The sequence below is a fragment of the Cyclobacterium xiamenense genome, assembly GCF_042140265.1.
Lineage (GTDB): Bacteria > Bacteroidota > Bacteroidia > Cytophagales > Cyclobacteriaceae > Cyclobacterium > Cyclobacterium xiamenense_A.
This window is the reverse complement of record NZ_CP159481.1, coordinates 5,208,620-5,229,133: the sequence shown is the minus strand read 5'-3', so window position 1 is coordinate 5,229,133 and position 20,514 is coordinate 5,208,620. Positions and strand designations below refer to the sequence as shown.

19 protein-coding genes are annotated in these 20,514 nt (G+C 47.0%); 14 read left to right on the top strand and 5 right to left on the bottom strand.

What is annotated here, in order from left to right; genetic code table 11:
* The gene (locus ABWH99_RS21330) at nt 1–849 is read left to right on the top strand and encodes a prephenate dehydrogenase (protein ID WP_375583807.1); all 849 of its coding nucleotides are present in this window, start codon (nt 1–3) and stop codon (nt 847–849) included.
* A 60-nt stretch (nt 850–909) separates the two neighbouring features.
* Nucleotides 910–2,124 carry an arginine deiminase family protein gene (locus ABWH99_RS21325; RefSeq protein ID WP_375583806.1) on the top strand — a complete coding sequence of 405 codons (1,215 nt, stop codon included), beginning with the start codon at nt 910–912 and terminating at the stop codon, nt 2,122–2,124.
* A gap of 503 nt (nt 2,125–2,627) precedes the next feature.
* On the opposite strand, the gene ABWH99_RS21320 is transcribed toward ABWH99_RS21325, so the two are convergent.
* A complete protein-coding gene (locus ABWH99_RS21320) occupies nt 2,628–5,393 on the bottom strand; it encodes a putative LPS assembly protein LptD (RefSeq protein ID WP_375583805.1) in 2,766 nt (921 codons plus the stop codon).
* Nucleotides 5,394–5,456: 63 nt separating this feature from the next.
* On the opposite strand from ABWH99_RS21320, the gene ABWH99_RS21315 reads away from it, so the two are divergent.
* Entirely contained in the window at nt 5,457–6,257 is an 801-nt protein-coding gene (locus ABWH99_RS21315; protein WP_375583804.1) for an N-acetylmuramoyl-L-alanine amidase, read from the top strand.
* Between the two features lie 115 nt (nt 6,258–6,372).
* Nucleotides 6,373–7,221 carry a transglutaminase-like domain-containing protein gene (locus ABWH99_RS21310; RefSeq protein WP_375583803.1) on the top strand — a complete coding sequence of 283 codons (849 nt, stop codon included), beginning with the start codon at nt 6,373–6,375 and terminating at the stop codon, nt 7,219–7,221.
* Here ABWH99_RS21310 and ABWH99_RS21305 read toward each other — a convergent pair.
* On the bottom strand, nt 7,218–7,775 hold the full coding sequence (locus ABWH99_RS21305; RefSeq protein WP_375583802.1) for a redoxin family protein: 558 nt from the start codon (nt 7,773–7,775) through the stop codon (nt 7,218–7,220). The two genes, ABWH99_RS21310 and ABWH99_RS21305, sit on opposite strands and share 4 nt — an antisense overlap.
* Nucleotides 7,776–7,835: 60 nt before the next feature.
* Nucleotides 7,836–8,465, bottom strand: a complete 630-nt coding sequence (locus ABWH99_RS21300; protein WP_375583801.1) for a 4'-phosphopantetheinyl transferase family protein — start codon at nt 8,463–8,465, stop codon at nt 7,836–7,838.
* Between the two features lie 43 nt (nt 8,466–8,508).
* On the opposite strand from ABWH99_RS21300, the gene ABWH99_RS21295 reads away from it, so the two are divergent.
* Genes ABWH99_RS21295 through ABWH99_RS21280 form a run of 4 tightly spaced genes read left to right on the top strand, consistent with a single transcriptional unit; the run spans nt 8,509 to nt 11,139 of the window.
* Nucleotides 8,509–9,423, top strand: coding sequence for a WD40 repeat domain-containing protein (locus ABWH99_RS21295; protein ID WP_375583800.1), 915 nt, complete (start codon nt 8,509–8,511; stop codon nt 9,421–9,423).
* Between the two features lie 38 nt (nt 9,424–9,461).
* Entirely contained in the window at nt 9,462–10,301 is an 840-nt protein-coding gene (locus ABWH99_RS21290) for a DivIVA domain-containing protein (RefSeq protein WP_375583799.1), read from the top strand.
* Nucleotides 10,301–10,666, top strand: coding sequence for a dihydroneopterin aldolase (gene folB, locus ABWH99_RS21285; protein WP_375583798.1), 366 nt, complete (start codon nt 10,301–10,303; stop codon nt 10,664–10,666). The genes ABWH99_RS21290 and folB overlap by 1 nt, the downstream gene beginning before the upstream one ends.
* A gap of 11 nt (nt 10,667–10,677) precedes the next feature.
* Nucleotides 10,678–11,139: a DUF4268 domain-containing protein gene (locus ABWH99_RS21280; protein WP_375583797.1), complete on the top strand. Its 462-nt coding sequence runs from the start codon at nt 10,678–10,680 to the stop codon at nt 11,137–11,139.
* A 31-nt stretch (nt 11,140–11,170) separates the two neighbouring features.
* On the opposite strand, the gene ABWH99_RS21275 is transcribed toward ABWH99_RS21280, so the two are convergent.
* Complete coding sequence (locus ABWH99_RS21275; RefSeq protein WP_375586613.1) at nt 11,171–11,485, bottom strand: HesB/IscA family protein; 315 nt, start codon at nt 11,483–11,485, stop codon at nt 11,171–11,173.
* A gap of 110 nt (nt 11,486–11,595) precedes the next feature.
* Between ABWH99_RS21275 and ABWH99_RS21270 the strand changes: the two genes are divergently transcribed.
* From ABWH99_RS21270 to ABWH99_RS21245, 6 genes are all read left to right on the top strand, one after another.
* The gene (locus tag ABWH99_RS21270) at nt 11,596–12,117 is read left to right on the top strand and encodes a hypothetical protein (protein ID WP_375583796.1); all 522 of its coding nucleotides are present in this window, start codon (nt 11,596–11,598) and stop codon (nt 12,115–12,117) included.
* A 26-nt stretch (nt 12,118–12,143) separates the two neighbouring features.
* Entirely contained in the window at nt 12,144–12,560 is a 417-nt protein-coding gene (locus ABWH99_RS21265) for a YkvA family protein (protein WP_375583795.1), read from the top strand.
* On the top strand, nt 12,557–13,279 hold the full coding sequence (locus ABWH99_RS21260; protein ID WP_375583794.1) for an oxidoreductase: 723 nt from the start codon (nt 12,557–12,559) through the stop codon (nt 13,277–13,279). Before ABWH99_RS21265 ends, ABWH99_RS21260 begins: the two co-directional genes overlap by 4 nt.
* Entirely contained in the window at nt 13,276–13,728 is a 453-nt protein-coding gene (gene dtd, locus ABWH99_RS21255; protein WP_375583793.1) for a D-aminoacyl-tRNA deacylase, read from the top strand. Before ABWH99_RS21260 ends, dtd begins: the two co-directional genes overlap by 4 nt.
* A 62-nt stretch (nt 13,729–13,790) precedes the next feature.
* Nucleotides 13,791–15,326, top strand: a complete 1,536-nt coding sequence (locus tag ABWH99_RS21250; protein ID WP_375583792.1) for an ATP-binding cassette domain-containing protein — start codon at nt 13,791–13,793, stop codon at nt 15,324–15,326.
* A 5-nt stretch (nt 15,327–15,331) separates the two neighbouring features.
* Nucleotides 15,332–15,661: a nucleotide pyrophosphohydrolase gene (locus ABWH99_RS21245; protein ID WP_375583791.1), complete on the top strand. Its 330-nt coding sequence runs from the start codon at nt 15,332–15,334 to the stop codon at nt 15,659–15,661.
* 73 nt (nt 15,662–15,734) lie between these two features.
* Here ABWH99_RS21245 and ABWH99_RS21240 read toward each other — a convergent pair whose 3' ends face one another.
* Nucleotides 15,735–20,303, bottom strand: coding sequence for a malectin domain-containing carbohydrate-binding protein (locus tag ABWH99_RS21240; protein ID WP_375583790.1), 4,569 nt, complete (start codon nt 20,301–20,303; stop codon nt 15,735–15,737).
* Nucleotides 20,304–20,514: the final 211 nt, after the last annotated feature.

Below are 20,514 nucleotides of genomic sequence, written 5' to 3'. Positions count from 1 at the left end.
ATGAAAAAAGTACACATCATAGGGTTGGGATTATTGGGTGGATCTTTCGCGCTCGCCCTGAAAAAATTCCGGCCAGACTGGGAATTGACCGGTTTTGATAAAAACCCACTTCATCTGGAAACCGCGCTTCAGTTGGGCTTGGTTGGTAGAGCATGCGAGCGGCCGGATAGGGACACCTCGCTGGTGGTGTTGGCTACACCCGTTGATAGTTTGTATGACTTGCTGGATCAAACGCTGGCGCAGGTAGGGCCAGATACCCTGGTAATGGATTTTGGTTCTACGAAGGAGCAGCTTTGCCGACAAATGGTAGACCATCCCAAACGAGCGCAATACCTGGCAGTCCACCCCATTGCAGGAACGGAAAACTCCGGGCCAAAGGCTGCCGATGAGATGCTTTTTGATGGCAAGGTCTTGATTCTGTGTGAAATGGAAAAAACGGATGTACATCTCAAAGGGTTGGCCTACGAGGTTTTTGAAGCGCTCAACATGAAGCTTCGGTTCATGGATCCCGCCGATCATGACCTGCACCTGGCCTTTGTCTCCCACCTCTCACACGTATCTTCTTTCGTGCTCGGCAAGACAGTATTGGACAAGACCCGGGACGAAAAAAATATCTTTGACATGGCCGGTAGCGGTTTTGCTTCCACGGTACGTCTGGCCAAAAGTTCTCCTGAGATGTGGGCACCGATTTTTTTTGAAAACAAAAAAAACGTATTGGAAGCCCTGGATAGCTACCTGGAGCACCTGTCCCACTTCCGTAATCTCCTGGCAAAAGGGGATGCCGAGGGCTTGTACCGGGAGATGGCTGAAGCCAATAAAATCAGGGATATTTTGGATTTAAGGGATTGATTTCGGCGAAAGCTTTTTCGTTAGCTATCAGTATGGTAATTTTTTTGTAGATTTAATCCTATGCACTTGATGATTGATTCAGAATACGAAACCCTGCGGGAGGTTTTGGTACACCGGCCAGGAAAAGAGATTGACCGTCTTACGCCTTATAACAAAAAATTGCTTTTGTTTGAAGATGTTCCCTACCTGGAGGAGATGCAACGGGAACACGATGTGTTTACCGGTTTGATCCAGGATAGTTGTGGGGCGAGGGTGTATTTTTTCGAGCATTTGCTCGCAGAGATTTTGACCGACAGCCAGCTGTTACGGCAGCTGATGCAGGAGGCATTGTCCGCATCCCGACTCGATCACCTTACGGAGGATTTGCTCGGCGTCTTATCAATTTCGGACTGTGTGGAGGCCTTGATTGCGGGGATAAAAGTTCATGAAGTGCGAGGGAAGTTGAGTAGTCGGTCCCTGGCGGACCTTCTAGACGTGGCTTTTTTGATCCCCCCCTGTCCCAACCTGTACTTTCAACGAGATACTGCCGCTATAGTACCCGGAGGAATGCTTTTTTCAGCCATGCGTCTGGCGGAACGGCAACGAGAGGCGAATATGGTGCGGTTGATTTTTGAAAATCATCCCCTTTTCAGGGACCGGGTTAAGAAATGTTACCCGCCCGTCAGCCATAACAATCCCGCTTCATTGGAAGGGGGCGATGTAATCATACTGAATGAAAAAGCAGTGGCCATTGGATTTTCCGAACGTACGGAAGAGAAAGCAATCTATCACGTGGCGAAATCGCTGATTACCTCCGGTAGTGTCGAGAGGGTCTATGAGGTGCATCTGCCGAAGAAGCGCAATTTCATGCACCTGGATACCGTGTTTACCATTTTGGATGAAAGCAAGGTGCTCACCTATCCGGATGCGATCCATTCGGTGCAGAAGATTTCGCTGTATACGCGAAAGGAAGATGGGGGTACCGAGGTGCATATCAAACGACAGCACGTAAAGGAGCAACTGCGGGAAATCTTGAAGCGGGAGATACCCGGGCTGGAGATCATCGGAACGGATAAAGTAAACCAGGAGTATGCGCTGCGCGAACAGTGGTTTGACGGGGCCAACGTGTTTACCATCGCGCCGGGAAAGGTGATTTCCTACAACCGAAACAAACACACCAACCGCGCCCTTCGAGAACTTGGGGTGGAGGTACTGGAAATGCCTTCTTCCGAATTGTCCAGAGGACTGGGCGGACCCCGGTGCATGAGCATGCCCATCAGTAGAAATTCAGCCTGACAATAAAGACACCCGGGCCGGTCTTGGGTTTCTCCTTGCGTTCCATCGGGATTAGTTTCGCCGCAGTATTTCTCGCGGAGCCTGTATGCCTATCCAGGCAATTTACTTGCTAATCTGAGTTCGATTATCCAATTGGATGGGTTAAGAGCGCTGTTTTTTTTCGAAGGCATATGCATAATCCCCTTAAAACGATAAGCTTATAAGCTGATTTGGATGCTAGATAAGGTGTATGGCATGTAAACCAAAAAAGAATGGGGGAAAGAGCCAATCCCGACACAGTCGGGAGGTTTTTTTTCGCGACCGTCCCGTTCCCGGGAGCACCAAGATTAATAGGTTTGAGTCATTCTACCATTGTACCTTTTTATGAAAGGACAGCTAGAATAATTGATGCTGCTTTAAAATCGAACTCAGGTTTGGTAACTACTTGTTCGACTGGCAGATCAACGCCAGAGCGGTGAATCGGTAGGTTTTTATCAAAGAGCAGCGAGGGCTGATCGGACCGTTTAGAAGCTATCAAAGAAGGACCGCCGTCTGGACACTTTTAGGTCGCGTAGGATATTGGATTTTACGCGTATATCGATATTGTAGGACGTGAACCGGCCAAACGGAACCCAGTTCACGTTCATTTGCCAGCAATGGAGGTCTCGGGCGATGCCGATCATGGTCTGGGTGATTCGGGCGGCCGCCACGTCATAGCCAGAATTGAAGTTGATTTTCCATTTATCGGAAAGGCTCAGGTCTCCGGAAACATTTATTGCTTGGGTAATATTTGTAGTCCCTGAAGGTGCTTTATTATAGCTGAGGTTGTAGCTAAAGTTCATGTTCCAGGGGATGGACCAGTCGATGTATTGACTAGGGTCATTGGCAATGCGGTTTATTTCGTTTTCGACAAAATCATTCATTTGCCCCCCTTGGTTTAGAAATTCATTGGTGAGTTCGTCCCGAACCTCAGCGGGCGATTGTTCCGTTTTGCTGGGGTTGATGCTTCCACTCATATTCAGAGATGCGCGACGGATCGTTCCAAGGCCCTGTCCACGTTTCCATGCAAATTCATTTACCCGTCGAATGACCTGCTGTTCTCCATTGGTAAAGGTCTGGGTGGCATAGGGATCAAAGTTTGCGCTGAGGTTTACCGATAGTCTTTTGTCAAACAGGGAGGTCCGTGTATTGAAATTAACCGGTGCCAGGTTAAAGGAATCAACCGCGAAGTTATAACTGGTGGAAACGTTTAAGGTCTGAAGTATGGGTACTTTTTTTGTTTCGGCCTCTGCTGTATCACTTTCCGTACGTACTTTGGCTTCTACCACGTTCCGGATATTGATGCTCAGTGACTTGGCTTCCCCCATAGGGGCGCCACCGTAGATAAAGCCCTGATACCGGGAAAGGCGTTGAATCCGCCCATCGCTATTGGTCTGAACTTCCTGGTAATAGCCAAAGCGCGGGTCGGAAAAATCCGGAGTGCTTGTAAAGCCAAAGGTGGGTTGCATGTGATGCCTGATGGCTTCAATTTTCGACCCTTTTTTAAAGGTATAAAAACCATAGATATTCGTGGCCAGGTTGAAGGAAGAATTATAATAATTGATCCGGTTAAATCCATTTTCCAGAATCCTGTCCAGACGCTCTTCAGCTGGGTTATAGTAGTAGTTGATCCGATCCAGATACCAGATTTCGGTAAAGTTCATGGAGGCGGTTCCGGTAAAAAAGCGGAACAGGCTAAAATTGGAGGAGATGGGAAGTGTGTGCCTAAAACCGTTGTTGGCTTCACGTAGCAGCTGAGGTAAATTCGCGAAGGTAAAAGGAAGCACATCCGGTGCCGAGGGTTGTCCAAGCTCTTCTATTTGCTGCTGAAGATCCGGGTCTACGCCTAATTCTGGAGTAATGCGATTGTTAATCGAGTTTTGCGCGTTGAAATTCCAGGCGATGTTCAGTGTTTTTAGTGGTTCGAAACGGATGTTGCGAAAGGGATTTTGCCTATTCATGTTTACCGCCACGTCGGGCAACAGCAGGTTTACTTCGTCGGTTACCTGATTTTGCGAATGCCGGAGGTTTGCCGACATGCTAAAGGGGGTGCCCGTGAAGGTTTTACTGTAGGAAATATTGGAGGAAAAGTCCGATTGTTGATTCTGTTGAAAATTTCCCGGATTTAGAATGTTGTCGTTGTAGGATTTGGTGCCAAAATTGGCCGCTGCAGAAAAGCGGGAATTACCTCGGGTTTCCGGGTTGTGGTTCCATCGAAACCAGAAAGCATCGTATTCCAGGGGTTGCTCGGCGGTTTCCGGACTCTGAAATTTTTGGTAGTCGATATTCAGTCCTCCTTTGAATCGGTAGCGTTTGTTGTAAACGGATGCTGTTTTCAATCCGTAGCCTCCTTTGGAGAAAATCTCGCCGGTTACCCGGGTGTGTATGTAGTCGTTGAACGCAAAATAGTATCCGAAGTCCCGAAGAAAGAAGCCGCGTCGTTGTTCTTCACCGTAGGAAGGGAAAATGATGCCGGAGGTTTTTTCTTCCGGTGTATCGGGAATGACTCCAAAAGGAAGTCCCAATGGAGTGGGTATATTATTGAAGTACAAGTTAAACGGCCCGGAGATTACGTGTTTCCCGCGTACGGACTTGATTTTAGAAGAGGAAATATGCCAGTGCGGCTCTACCAAATCGCAGGTGGTATAGAAGCCTTTGTTAAGGTAAACCGATCCATCTGTCGTTTTTTTTACTATTTCTCCCCGCAGTAGTCCCTCGTCCTGTTGGGTCACCACATCCGAAATGAGGGCTTTTTGGGTTTCAAAGTTGTACCGCATGTGCCGGCGAATTTCGTAGATGCTATTCCCTTCCTTGAATACGGGCGTACCTTGCACCACCCCTGTACTATCCTCCAGGCCGGAAGCATACAGTTCTGAGTTTTCCCAATCGATGATGATATAGTCAGCATCCAGTCGGATATTGCCGTATTCAAACCAAGCGCCCTTGTACAGAAACACCTTATTCTGCATGAAATCCGAGATAATGCTGTCTTCGGCGTAGTAATTAATGGTGGTGCTGATGTCTCCGATTTCTTGTTGTACGGCAGAGTCTAACTCCTCCGGACTAATCTGCAGGATGCTATCGGGAAGACTTGGGAGTATTTCCGGATCCTGAACGGGTGTAATCAATGTGTCCGGTGCGGTAAGCTCCCGCTCGGCCTCCCTGCTTTTGTCGGTTTCCTGTCCAAACACTGTGGGCCCAAAAAGCGTAAATGTACATAGGGAAAGAAAAGCGCGGGTAAGATAATGCACCGATTATTTCTGTTTGCTTTAAAAATTTCTAAATTTTGCGTAAAGTTAAGGTTATTAACGTTTATGAAACGAACCAGGTTGAAAAATATTCTTTTAATTTCGCTGCTCTCCCTAGCCTTCGTTTTTTCGGCTTTTATTCCTGCTGGGGAGAAAAAAATGGAGTTTAAGCTACGCCGGATTGTAATCGATGCAGGGCACGGAGGGAAAGATCCCGGAACGATCGGGGCTACCTCCCGAGAGAAGGACGTGGTGCTCGCGCTGGCACTTAAAGTGGGAGGCTACGTGGAGGAATTACTCCCGGAAGTGGAAGTTATTTACACCCGAACCACCGATAAATTTATCGAGCTAAAAGAGCGGGCCAATATCGCAAACCGAAACCGTGCCGATTTGTTTATTTCCATTCATTGCAACGCGACGTCTTCTCCCCGGGTTCATGGAACAGAAACCTTTGTGATGGGAAATAAGAACTTCGATGCCAACTTTGAAATCGTAAAACGAGAGAATGCCGTGATCTTGCTGGAAGACGATTACCAGGAAAACTACGAGGGTTTTGACCCGCAGTCTCCGGAATCGTACATGATGTTTAACCTCATGCAAAAAGCCTATTTCTCCAATAGCTTGTCCCTGGCTGAAAAGATTGAAACCGATTTTTCTACCCGTGTCAACAGGCATTCCAGAGGCGTGAAGCAAGCTCCTTTTTATGTATTGTGGACCACCAGCATGCCCAGTGTATTGGTAGAAGCGGGCTTTCTTTCCAATAGCAGCGAAGAACGGTATCTGACCAGCAAAACGGGTCAGACCTACGTGGCTTCGGGAATTTTCCGGGCGATCAAGGCCTACAAAGAGGAAATTGAATCAATTTAGCGGGTGATAGCCGCAATTTCCGTAGACCAAAGGATCTGATCGGAGTTTTCCTACCTGGAATTTTCCGATAAATTTGGTAAATTTAAACGGGTGTATTACTACAGAAACTTACCTCATGGACAGTCACTTGACAGATAGAGAATTAGATGCCCTCGTTTCCTTGTTGGATGATACCGACCAGGAAATCAAAGCACATGTGCGCGGGAAAATTATCTCTCTGGGCAACGAGGTCATCCCTTTTCTGGAAAATAAGTGGGAGAGTTCTTTCAATCCCGAGGTGCAAAAGGAGATCGAGGAACTGGTGCATGAGTTGCAGATAAACCTACTGCACCAGCGTCTGGAAAACTGGAAAAAATCCGAAGAAAGAGAATTGTTGGAAGGGCTTTGGATCATAAACACCTACCTCTATCCTGAATTGGAATATGAGCAGTTAAATGCGATCATGCAGCAAATTTATTTTCAGGTATGGACGAATTATAAAAACGAGCTTTCCGTTTACGATAAGATCAAGTTGATCAACAATGTCTTGTTTAACGACCTGAAGTTTTCGGCCAATACAAAGAATTTTCATAGTCCGGGAAACAGCATGATAAAGACCGTTTTGGAGACAAAAAAGGGCAATCCGATTAGTCTCTGTTCGGTGTACCTGTTGGTGGCGAGAAAGCTTGGGCTCCCCATTTATGGAGTTAATCTACCAAATTTATTCGTACTGACTTATAAATCAGGGAAATTCAATTTTTATATCAATGCATTTAACAAGGGGCTGATTTTTACCCGACAGGACATAAATAATTACCTGGAACATCTCAAGATGGATCCTCAACCTGCGTTTTTTGAACCCTGCGAGACCATTGATATCGTGCAACGCATGTTACGAAATCTGGTATTTGCATTTGACAAAATCGGGGAAGTTGACAAAAGCAGGGAGATCAAAGGACTTTTGGAGATACTGGAAAGAGATTAGTGGATGGGACGAATGGTGCACCCCACTGCCCGCGTTGCCGCCGGTCCGGGTCTTCTTCTGTCAAGGATGTCTTGAATGGCATTGTTCAGGTACGGAACCGAGACACTTTCTGCCGATTGGGCATTATTATCAATGGCGCCCTGGTAGACAATGGAATAGCCGGTAGGACCGGAGGAAATTACGACAGCTTCAGGGATTTTTTTGGCTCCACACATTCGGGTAAATGTCTGATCTGGGTCCATAAGAAAGGGGATGCCTGCTTGCCGGGCCCAATGTAGCTGTTGCATCTGCGCCTGGTTTTCCGTTTCCATCCAAGCGTGTGGATTGACAAGCGCAAACGCCAGGTCTTCGTTTCCATATTTTTGGTGGAGGGCCAAAATCCTGTCTTCGTATAGTTTTGCGAAGGGACAATTCATGCTGGTAAACACAAAGACCATGGTTTTTGCAGCACCCTGTTTGGACGTAGAAATCCGCTGGCCAGTGAAGGCATCTACCAACTCCAAATTGGTTATTTTCTGTCCGTAGGCGACAAATGCCCAGAGAAAAAAAACCATAAAACACCCACCATAGCGCATGGTACAAGCTGTCTGATTCGCTAACAAAGATAGAAAAAATCACCAGACCGTGTAGGTAAGGATCACATCATTTTCCGAAATGACTTGTACAGTATAGTGGTGATCTGCAAAATCGGTACCGTATATCCTTCCTTTGATAACGCGATCGGTCGAAGTGAAGGGTTGTAACAAAATGTTTTTACGCAGACTGATTCCCTTCCTCCCCTGGCATTTGAAAATACTTTCCTTGACCGACCAGGCCAGAGAATACAGAAAGGGGTCGTTTCCCAGAAAATCCATTTCTTCGGGGTCCAGGTATTTTGGGCCCAGTGGTACCGTTTTCTCGCGGACCCGCTCCAAATCGATTCCCACCGGCATTTCTTTGTGGTATACTGCCGCTGCCAGGTCTCCGTGGTGGGTGAGTGATACAAAACCGACACCGTCCATCGCATGGGATTTTCCATGGGAATCCTTGTAAAATCCGGGATAGGGGAGTTGAATGCATTCCAGGGCGGCTTTAATAGCCAGCCGCGCACCCTTCCATTCCATTCGTTTCTTTGGATGGCTGATCGTCGCCAGAGAAAGTTTCTCACGAAAGCTTAAAAAGTCTATGGGGAGGTGGTTGGATTCGTGAATATTGTTTATGGCAAAAGCAGATAAAGGGTTTATTTTTTCTATTTTTGTTTGCATGGTTACTCAAAATGAGCTGGGTGATACTAGTAAGTTGCAATATATGGTAAAAATTCAAGTAAATAAACTGAACACCTTACGCGGCCACAACCATTCGATTTATGCACTTTCGGGCGGAGTCGCTCCCCACTACTTTTATACCGGCTCAGGGGATGGCATGGTGGTAGCCTGGGACCTTCGCCAACCCAAAGACGGGCTTTTACTTGCAAAACTTCCCAATTCCGTGTATGCGCTTACGGTGGATAGAAAAAGAAACCTGCTGTTTATTGGTCAGAATTTTGAAGGGATACATGCGATCGATCTGGATAGCAAAAGAGAGGTTTGGTCACTCAAAACCACTTCCAATGCGATTTTTGATGTAAAGGTGATCGATGACCTCCTCCTTGTGGCCACCGGTGACGGGGTACTGGTGGTGGTAAACATCGAGGAAAGATCCCTGGTCAGACATTTGAAAATCAGCGAAAAATCCCTGCGGGTTCTGTCCGTAGACCCCTATCGGAAGCAATTTAGCGTCGGTGCGAGTGATAATCAGGTAAAGGTTTTCACCTGGCAGGATTGGAAGCCGGTAGCACGACTCGCCGGGCACAGCAATTCGGTGTTCGCGCTCGGGTACTCCCCGGATGGCAAAACCTTGGTCAGCGGTGGGCGAGATGCTTTGTTGAAATTTTGGGATACTGCGGATTTTAGCCAGCAGTCCAGTGTAGCTGCTCACATGTACGCGATCAATTACCTCTCCTTTCGGCAAGACGGTAGGTTTTTTGTAACTTGTAGCATGGACAAATCAATCAAGCTATGGGATACCTCCGAATTCAGGTTGCTAAAAGTAATTGATAAAGCAAGGCATGCGGGCCACGGGACCTCAATCAATAAAATTATCTGGACTGCCTACAAGGATCAGGTGGTCGCCATCAGCGATGACCGTACCGTATCGGTCTGGGACATTCACGTTTCCGATTGAGCGCTGCTTGTTATTCACCGGATTTAACCACACAATAAATGAAAATTACACCCTTGGATATTCGCCAAAAGACCTTTGAAAAAAACTTCAGGGGTTATGACAAAGAGGAAGTCACGGCGTTTTTGGGCTACCTGGCCCAGGAATGGGAAAAACTGGTAGACGAAAAAAATGCTCTTAAAGCGAAGTACGAACAGGCCGAGAAAGAGGCTTCGAAACTTCGGGAAGTCGAACAATCGCTCTTTAAAACCCTCAAAACGGCCGAGGATACCGGAGCCAGTATCATCGAGCAGGCCAATAAAACGGCTGAACTCATCCTCAAAGAGGCCCAGATGAATGCGGACGCTTTGCATGCGGAGTCAAAGACGAAGGCGCGAAATCTCGTAGATCGCGCTGAAAATCAGGCCAAAACAATCATAGAGGACCTGAAAGAAGACGTGCAGCTATTGGTGGATAATTACGAGAAATTGCAGGCACAGCGGGACTATTTATTAAAAAACCTAAAAAAGACAGCAAACGAGACCCTGGAAAACGTAAAAACGGTTCAGGAAGGATTTTCCGAAATTGATGCCGGAGCACATTCCCGAATGGTCAAAGATTTGCAACGCAAAGACTCTTTTTTTGCTTCCCTGAGCAGAGACTCTAAAATGCCGCTACCTCAGGAACCGGACGAAACAGCGCCCAGTGACACCACCTATACCTGGCAACAGCCTCTGGCTACCGAGGACTCGCCGGGTATGCAACCTGACACTGGAGCGGATGAAGAGCCATCCGATGCGTCTGATTTTCAGGACAAGGATCCAGACAATGCGGGAGAAAAAAAGCAGGAAGAAAATCCCGGGAAAAAGCAATCCGGATCCTTTTTTGATCAATTTGACTGATGGGAAAGGTATCCTTGGAAGGTATTGAATTCCATGCATATCATGGCGTTTTTTCGGAAGAAAAGAAATTGGGTAATCGCTTTACCGTTGATGTGCACGTGCATACCGACTTTCGGCAGGCTATGCTGCATGACGACCTGAAAAAAACGGTAGATTATTACAAATTGTATCAGATCGCAAAGGGGCACATGCAGGTCCCCGTCAAATTATTGGAGCACCTGGCTCACCTGATGATTCAAGACATAATTAATGCCTATCCAGACACCTCCCATATTTGTGTTGTCATAAAAAAACACAACCCAGCGATCGGCGGCGTGGTAAACTACTCGGTAGTCGAAGTTAACTACCCCGAAGATTATAGCTGAAACGGAGCCCCATGTATACCAGGCATCAAACAAGTAAACTAACACAGGAGTTTTGGACGGTGTTCGGTGCGTACATGAAGCCCGTTCCTTCGGCCGACGGAAGCCGGGTGAATTGGCAGAACTACCGCACGGGGATTCGGCATTTATTTTTTCGAATTAATGCGGACAGTACCGGGGTGTCCATTTCCATAGTAATCCGGCATCCGGATCCGGTGATTGGAGCATTGTATTACGAACAATTGCAGGCGCTTCGAAGGTTGTTGGAAAAAGAACTGGATGAATGCTGGACCTGGAGGGCGGAGCGGTCAGAAGAAACCGGTGCTTCCGTCTATTCTGTAAGTAAAGAACTGAAGGGAGTCAACGTCCTTAATCGGGAGCATTGGCATCGGATCATTTCCTTTTTAAAGCCGCGAATAATTGCTCTCGACCTATTTTGGTCGAAGGCAAGGTTCGGTTTTGAGGGATTGATTTGACCCGAATAAAAAAGCAGGCGCCTGGCTCGGTTCAGGCATCGTGCCGCTTTGGAATAGTAGGATTGGTGAAAACAAAACCTCGGGCTTCGTTACTTTCGTAGAAATCGACCTGCATTCCCATCAGAAACATGACGTGCTTCTTTTCAATCAATACCCTTAGCCCTTGTATCTCGAATTGTTGGTCTCCCTCTTTGGGCTGGTCAAACCCCAATGCATAGGAGACTCCCCCACATCCCCCGCCTTTGACACCGATCCGCAGCGCGTAGTTCTTGGGAATGTTTTTGGTGTTGATAATGTTTCTAATTTCCTCCAGCGCTCTGGAGGTAATATTGACAGGTAGCTGCATGTACAAAAAAGGCCCGGTGGTGAAGAATGGTTCAAAATTAGGAGAGAAAAGCCTATTGGCATAGCATAAATTGACATTATTTTGGATATTGTGAGTCAAATGCATTTTCGATGGAATACCTGACACAACTTTTAAGCATCGTCCTTCCTGCCGGCCTGGTAATCTATGGGATGTTTATTATTACGGTATCATTTTTGAAGAAGGAAAAGGAGATGAAATGGGTGGATATAAAAACAAAAAATACCGAACTGCTAGTCCCCCTTCGATTACAGGCTGCGGAACGACTTTGCTTGCTGTTAGAGCGGATTTCTCCGAACAATCTGATCCGAAGGATCAATGAACCCGGTTTTACTTCCGGGGAACTGCACAGCAGGTTGATCGAAGAAATCAGGAACGAATTCAATCACAATCTTTCGCAGCAGGTCTATTTTTCCGACGATACATGGGCGGCCGTACGTTCATCTGTTGAACAGACGCTATCCCTCATCAACCAATCCTACCAACAGATGGATGGAAACGAGCGAAGCCTGGACCTGGCAAAAAAGATTTTTCAACTATCGTTGGAACAGGAACAAGACATTGTCGTCCTCGCACTAAAGAAAATAAAAGATGAAGTCCGGATATATTTCTGAGTCCCGAACCAAGTGTTGCAGAAGCCATGAATAAATACAACGAAGAACAGAACATCTTTGAAAAGGCAAAAGCCATCTACCTGAACCGGGCCATGCACATAGCGGCTACAGAGGAGAGATTACGTGCGTTGCTGGTAAAGGCAAGTTTAAAATGGAAGGAGCTTTCCCAAAATCCCACCTTTGCCCAGGTAAGATATCAACTGGAAGTGTTTATTCGAATGATTCGAGCACACGTCAACAAGCAATACGCGGGCCTTTCCAATCGATCCCTTGGATTGCTTGTGCTTGGCTTGTTTTACTTTGCACTGCCAACAGATTTTGTTCCGGACTTTATTCCTTTTGTAGGGTACGTGGATGATATTACGGTATTGCTGGCTATTTTCAAAAGCCTTCAGTCCGACATCGAGCGGTTTCTGGAATGGGAAAAAGAACGGCAGGTATGAGTAAGGTAGCAATGGTAGCGGGCTCGTCTGGACTGGTGGGCATGCAATTACTTCACCAGTTGTTCCAAAACCCGGAATACGATTGGGTTATTTCCTTTGGCAGGCGTGAGCTCGCCTTAAAGCATGCCAAACTGGTACAGGTAACAGTAGACTTTAACCGGCTGGAAGCGTTGAATCTGCTGGAATCCATTCGCGCGCAAAATACAGGAGGCCAATTTCAGTCGCTTCTTAAACGTCTGGAAAGCGGAGAGGTAGCTCTTTCTGCCTTTTGCTCCCTTGGAACCACCATAAAAAATGCAGGATCAAAGGAAAAATTCTTTCAGATCGATCACGATTTCGTTATTGGATTCGCACGCATGGCCCTTGGTTTTGGTGCAAAACGTTTTTTTTATGTAAGCGCGCTCGGAGCCGATGCCGAATCTGCGGTCTTTTACAACAAGGTAAAAGGAACGGTAGAAAATGATCTGAAGCGAATGGATTTCACCTATCTTGGCATCTTTCAACCCTCTCTTCTCCTGGGGGAGCGAAACGAACATCGTCTCGGTGAAGAAGTAGGAAAAGTTTTGATGAAAGGCCTTACCTATTTGGGAATGTTTAAGAAATACAAGCCAATTTCCGGGTCGCAGGTTGCCAGGGCCATGCTTGTAAAAGATCAGGAAACTCATCTTTCCGGAAACGAAACCATTCCCTCGGCCGAAATGCACAAGATAAGCGCATGATTGCAGTTATTCAGCGAGTTTCCCAAGCGGCCGTAACCATTTCGAAGCGAGAAACGGCATCGATTGGATCGGGATTGATGGTATTGCTGGGGATAGAAGAAGCCGACAAGATGGAAGACTTGTCCTGGATTAGCCGAAAAATCGTTCAAATGCGGATTTTTTCCGACGATGCCGGCGTGATGAACAAAAGCCTACTGGATATCGGTGGGGAGTTGCTACTCATCAGTCAGTTTACCCTCCATGCCAGTACAAAGAAAGGAAACAGGCCCTCCTACATCAAAGCTGCGTCGCCGGATTTGGCCATTCCGCTCTACGAAGCCTGTATTGACGAACTTACGCAGCAACTCGGCAGGTCCATAAAGACAGGTGTTTTCGGTGCCAACATGCAGGTATCGCTGATAAATGACGGTCCGGTAACCATTATCATCGATTCCAAAAACAAGGTATAGACCGAAAAAGGTGCGAAGGAATCCTTGCGCTCCGATGAATCAATAAAACCCCCACAGATGTGATGGAGAAAAAACCGACCACTACCGCAAGATTTACTGGAGATTTTTTGCGGATTGAGCAGGCGACGGTAAGACATTCGGGAAAGATACGTTTTGAGCAACTGGATTTCAGGATCGCGAACGGGGAGTCCTGGGCAATCCTGGGTGGTTCAGGAAAGGATCGGACCGCATTTTTGGAAACGCTATTGGGGCGCACATCCCTTGTTGGCGGGCGGATTTCATGGCCCTTCGCTGAGAGCTACCAGAAAATTAAGCGCCAACAGGGCCAGGTCAATAGCTTCCGGGATTTGATTGCTTTTGTGTCCCAGAAATACACTTTTCGAAACAAATCCGGTCAGCAAAATTTTTATTATCAGCAACGGTTTAACAGTTCGGAATCGGAGGATTCAGAAACGGTAGGTGCGTACCTCGCCCAGGTGGAACCCAAGGGGGGTGGCAGCTGGACCCTGGATCGGGTGATCGACCTTTTCAGCCTCGGGGAGTTACGGGATAAGTCGCTAATCAAATTATCCAACGGGGAAACCAGGAGGTTGGCGTTGGCCACCGCCTTACTTAAAAACCCCCGCTTGTTTCTGATGGATATGCCGCTGACGGGTTTGGATGTGCAGACCCGGCAACTGTTTGATCACCTACTGGACGCTATCATTCAATCTGGGATACAGGTGGTCATGACGAGTACCGTTGATGAAATCCCGGCGTCCATCTCCTGTTACGGGTGGCTGGAAAAGGGAAGGCTGGAAGTAGTCACCAATAGAAAACGACTTTTGGCACGGGAAGAGGCCTTGCGCATGCAGAGGGGGACCGCTTTTGCCGGGTTTGATGGACTATTAAAAAACGTATTTTCCGGTTCAGGGATAAAAAGGGTGGTAGCGATGCGGGAAGTATCTGTGGGGTACGAAGGTAAGCTGCTTTTGGACCGGATCAGTTGGGACGTAGGACCGGGAGAGCAGTGGTTGATTCGTGGACACAATGGAGCGGGAAAGTCTACCCTCATTAGCTTAGTTTTGGGAGAGAATCCGCAAGCCTATGCCAACGATATCGTACTATTTGACCGGCGGCGTGGTACAGGGGAGAGCATTTGGGATGTCAAAAAACCGACCGGCTTTGTGTCACCCGAATTGGGTCGCTATTTTCCGATGAACCAAACCTGTAAAAAGGTGGTCTTGTCCGGGTTATTCGACACCATGGGTCTGTTTAGAAAAATTGATGAGACCCAGGAAAGGCTGGCAGATCTCTGGTTGGCTGCATTGCAATTAGATCATCTGGCCGCTAAAAATTTTCATCGGGTCAGTTTGGAAGAACAGCGGTTTTGCCTGTTAGCCCGAGCCATGATCAAATGTCCCCAATTGTTGGTATTGGATGAAGCCTCACAGGGGATGGACGAGACGCAGCGGGTACGATTTCGGCAAATGATTTCTTATTTTTTAAAGGAAACCGGGATGTCCCTGATATTTGTGAGTCATTACGCTTCCGACATTCCGGAGAGCGTTGACCGGATTATAGAATTGAATCAAGGAAAAATTACCTACCAGACCTAAAGCAAATGACACTAGCAGAAGCACAAAACAAAGTCGATGCCTGGATTAATTCCACGGGCGTCAGGTATTTTAATGAACTTACGAATATGGCCATATTGACGGAAGAAGTGGGGGAAGTGGCACGTATCATGGCCAGGAAATACGGCGAACAATCGTTTAAAGAAAGCGAACGAGACAAGGATCTTGGCGACGAAATGGCCGACGTACTGTGGGTACTTATTTGCCTGGCGAATCAGACCGGAGTGGATCTGACACAGGCATTGGAGAAAAACTTTGAGAAAAAAACGCTTCGGGACAAAGACCGACACCGGTCCAATAAGAAGTTAAACCCCTGATCATCTGGAAAATAGTCAAAAAAAAGGCTGGACAAATTCATTGTCCAGCCTTTTTTGTTGAAAGGAAAGCCGGCTATTGAACGATAAGTTTAATCTTCTTGATCCAACTTCCTCCGTCCGTAACGGTCACTACATAGACCCCGGACTGCATACCAGCCAACGGCAGGGTATAGGTGCCATAGCCGTCGGAAGCAGCTTTCGGATCGATGCTTTTCACCAACGCACCGGAAGTACTTTGAATGTAGATTTCGCGAACGTTTACATCCTGCCCAATGGATAAGGTGGTTTGGTAGGAGGCCGGGTTGGGGTACACGTTGGTGACGGCTGTTTGTGCAATTCCGGCTTCCTGTGTTGGCAGCATGTTTTCACTAGTCGCCAGCCGAAGATTTGAGGACCAGGAACTTCCATCCGGAATCACGGCAATACCTGCCACCGTAGCGTTGTTACTGGTTGCATTCATGGATATATTGAGAATCCCGTCCCCCACTTTTATCGAAGTAAAGGTCAGGGTGGTCGGATTATTCCCGTTTTCACTGAAGATATCGAAATTCGATTTGACCCGGTTGCCTTCGATGGAGATATCAAAAACCCGATTGCCTGCCTTCGCTGCGGGTCCGAAGGAACCGAACCAGAGTTCATTGTGGTAGGTAACAACCGTATAGGTACCGTTTTCTACCGGGATGCTGTATTCCAGGTTGCGCCCGTACCTTTCCGTAAGAAAAATTTCGGATCCATTGACCGTGAAGTTTGCGTTTACATTCGATGGATTGAAGAAGTTGGTTTTTCTATCTCCCGTATGTAGCTGCCCGTTGTAGGATTTGTCGTCGAAGGTTCCGGCATTCAGGAAGATGGGCTCCTGTGTGCTTTTCGGAGGACTCGTGGGTGAGACTGCCTTTCCGACGTACAACCCAGAGATACTCACGTCACCGCTACTCGCAGAAAGGAATAGATCCAGAAATCCATCGGTAACTACAATATTTTCGAATGAAAAACTGGTGGGCAGGTTTCCGCTTTCGGAAAAGATATCAAAGTTATCTTTCTTCAGTTCACCCTCAATGGAAATGTCAAAAACCCTATTTCCAGTGGCGGCTTTCGGCCCGAAAGAACCAAACCATAATTCGTTGTGGTAGGTCTTTACCAGATAAGTGCCATTCTCTACGGGTATGCGAATGTTCATGTTCCGGGCATATCGTTCCGTCTGGTACAAGGGCTCCCCTGGAATTGTGTAATTGAAGTTAGGGGAGAAATTACCGAAATAGGATGTTTTGTAGTCCGACACAAACAGCTTGCCTTCGTAACTGATATCGTCACGACTACCGGCATTTATCATCAGGTAGTCTTGATAAACGGGCCCATCCGCAGAACCAGGGCCTGCAACCAGGTCGGAGGGTATGCTGATGGGTGTTTCGCTTACGATGATTCCCGAAACAGATGCGTTATTTACAGAGGCATTAAAGTTAATAGTTAAAACCCCATCGGTCACGGTTATACCTTCGAAGGCGAGTACCAGGGGTTGATTTCCGTTTTCTTTGTAAAAATCCAGATCATCTTTCACCTTGTTGTTTTCGATAGAAATATCAAAAAGACGCATTCCTTCCTGGGCAGGGGGGCCCTGCTGACCAAACCACACTTCATTGTGTAGGGTATACACGTAATACGTGCCATTTGGAACCGGTATTGAATAGGAAAGATTCTGTGCATGCCGCTCGGTTTGGAACAAGGGATGCGTACTCGCGGATATTTCGGTAAACGTCCTGGACGTGCTGAAAAAGTTGTTGCCTGCATTCTCCCCTGTAAAAGCTAATCCATTCCAAATCGTCGCATCAGTTGTGCCTGCATTTAGGAAATAGGAAGTGGAGGAACTTTTCGGGTCTGCGGTAGCTGGAGCAACAGAAAAGCTCAAGTTGGAGGAAGTCGCTTGTTGGCCGTTGTCAGCAATTGCCACAGCAGATAGATTGAACGTTCCCTGCGGGACGTTTTCCCAGGCAAATTGGTAAGGCGAATTGGTTGCCGTTCCCAGCTTGGTGGAGCCGTTGTAAAAATCCACCTGCGAAATGGATGCATTTTCTACGGAAGCGTTCGCCTGTAGGAGTATCGTTTCCCCCGCTTTCGCGGTTAGCCCGGTTTCCGGATTTACCAGACTTACTGTGGGCTTGAAAAGGGCTTGCTCAATAACTCCACTGCCTGTTTTCAGTAGCAACAGCGAGCGATAAGGTGGGATGACTTGAGTCGCTGAAAGCATTTCATTAAGAAGGCCCACAAAACCTCCGGACGTGGAAAAACTTCGTTCCAATCGGGTGGGGTTTTTCTCAAAGAGTACCTTTTCCTCTGGACGTACGACGGAGGCTTCTACTTCGTATAATTCGAAATTATCTATCCACAGTGTGCCGGTTTCACCGGTGCCTACTTCCATGATCAGGCGCGAGGTTTCCACATCTGCCAGGGATTGAATCAACACTTCATTTTCCCCTCTTTGCCAGGATATTCCTACATTATGTCTCTGCGACAGTTCGTACCAGGGCGAACTTGATTGTCGTAAGTAGAAGGAAACAGGGATGTCTTTGTCGGCAATAGCGCTAAACTTCAGCAAGTAATAGCTACCTTTTTTAAGCGAGCCTGAGTTGATGGTGGTACGACTTGTACCGCTGGTACTTATCTTTAAGGAGCCGCCATCCAATTTCCCATTGTCCCATGATTTGGAGCAATCCGAACAGCTTATATAATCCGCGTTTCTGTCAAACGAGCCATTCGAATAGCGGTTGCCATCTACCTGCTTGGTGACGGTGTATAGATCCTCTACTTGCGTACCGGTTTTGGAGTTCCAATCTTTATTGTAGGCACGCTGCCAGCCCTTTAAATCAAAAAATTTGTTCGTTTCATTACTCGAATTTACATTGTATCGAATCCTGAACCTGTAATTGTCTGAAAATGGAGCCGAATACTGGTTATTGTTGAAATTCGCCAATTCCCCCACGTCGTTGAACAAGGTATAGATGTATACAAAATTTTGGGAGGCGTCCTTTGCGAGCAGTTTGTTGTTTTCAATGGTTGTGTTCGTAAGGGGATTTCCCATTAGGTCATTCCGAAGAAAGATCAGGTTGTCAGAGTCGTAAACCGTATTGTTTATGACACGGATGTTATTGGTATTGTGAAGATAGATGCCCTTTGAAGTGATGTGTGCGATGGTGTTTCCTGACACCTCTACATCCGTCACATTGTCATCCAGGTAAATACCTTCCGCCTGGGGCTTATCCACGAAGTTTCGGATACGCGTACCTTCGCGAACGCCGACCCCATTGATAATGATGTTGTTGGTGATTTTTCTGTTTCTGTAGTTGTCGAATTTACTCTGAAAGGAGTAGATTCCACCTCCATCATTCTTTGTGTAGCAGAAACCATCGATAAAATTATAATTGACCTGGGTGTCGTGCCCTCCAAACCGAATACCGATATACCCACTTTTTTTAATCTCGTTGTATTCGATCCGGTTGTTGTTTCCGGTAGAAAAGATGGCAAGGCCTGCCCCATCACCGCTTCTGGCGTGTCCCGGAAACATGTACGTATGCTGAACGCGATTTCCACGAATGACGGCATCGTGGGAAATCTTAAGATTCATCCCCACGTTGTTGGCATAGTCCACTTCGGAGTTTTCGATCAGCAGGTTCGATACCCCTGCGAAAAATAATCCATCTTCTCCGGAAACATGGATTTTGCAATTGGTTACTTTGATATCGTTGCCACCCTCAAACTGAAAAGCATTTCGGTTAGCACCTCTGAAATGTAAATTTTCAAAAACGATGTGGCTTGCCCGCCCTGTCTTTTCTACGATAAAGTCCAACGTACTTGCTTCCACCCGGGCCGTACCGGGGCTGGAACCAAAGTACACGCGCATTTTTCTGGTAGAGGGATTGTAGTACCACTCACCGTAGCGGTCCAGTGTGTTCGGATGGTTCTGAATAAAGTATCCGTATCCGGCCTGGGGCTCGTAGCGAGTTTCCGGATTGGATGCATAGTTCAACGTGTTTCCTGCGTGAGAGGTGATGGTGTGCCTGTCGGTGATCCAAAAAACTTTCCTCATCACGACCTCTCCACCCGTCCAATTGGGGCTGGAGGATAATTGATAGTCGGTAATCGAACGATTCCCGGAGTTTTCTTCGTAGGTTAAGTATCCCCTGTTAGCGGTATTTGAATTTGGAAACCGGCCCATCTCCTGGGGTGTATCGTTGATGGTTACCATATTTATTGGCTTGCCGGGTAGGCGATTGTCCGAGGCTTCATAGACACCGCTACCAACGGATTGCCAGTTTGAAAGCCGTACGAAGGTGGTCAGGATCGGGTCCGGGCCTGAACCGTAAGCACCGAAAGTAATGGGTGCGCCCGATTGTCCAGAACGGTTCAATTGGATAGTGCCGTAAAAAGTGTCTCCTCGACGAAAGAAAACCTTATCTCCCGGGCTAAGACTGGACATAATGGAATTCAGTTTGTTGATGGATTTCCATGGGGTGGCCGCGTTCTGAGCCTGGGAAAAGCTCCTGGAATCATCTCCAATTTCACTGGAGAAATAATAATTGGCCGCATGGAGATGCAATCCGGCCAACATGAACGTGCAACACAGGATTAATCGGTATAAAACTGTATTCATGTAGATATAGGTTTAGTTGGTGTTTGTGTATATCAGGTTTTACTTTTTTACATACAAATCCCGTCAATTCTCCGCTATGGAAAAATGCGTAAGATTATCAGTCAGTTTGAAATAACCCATCAAACCCCATCAAAAATCTCCCCTACGATAATGTGATTATTTACTGCTTGACTACTGCTGAATTATGTGTAGTCATTTGGGCAATCAAGTT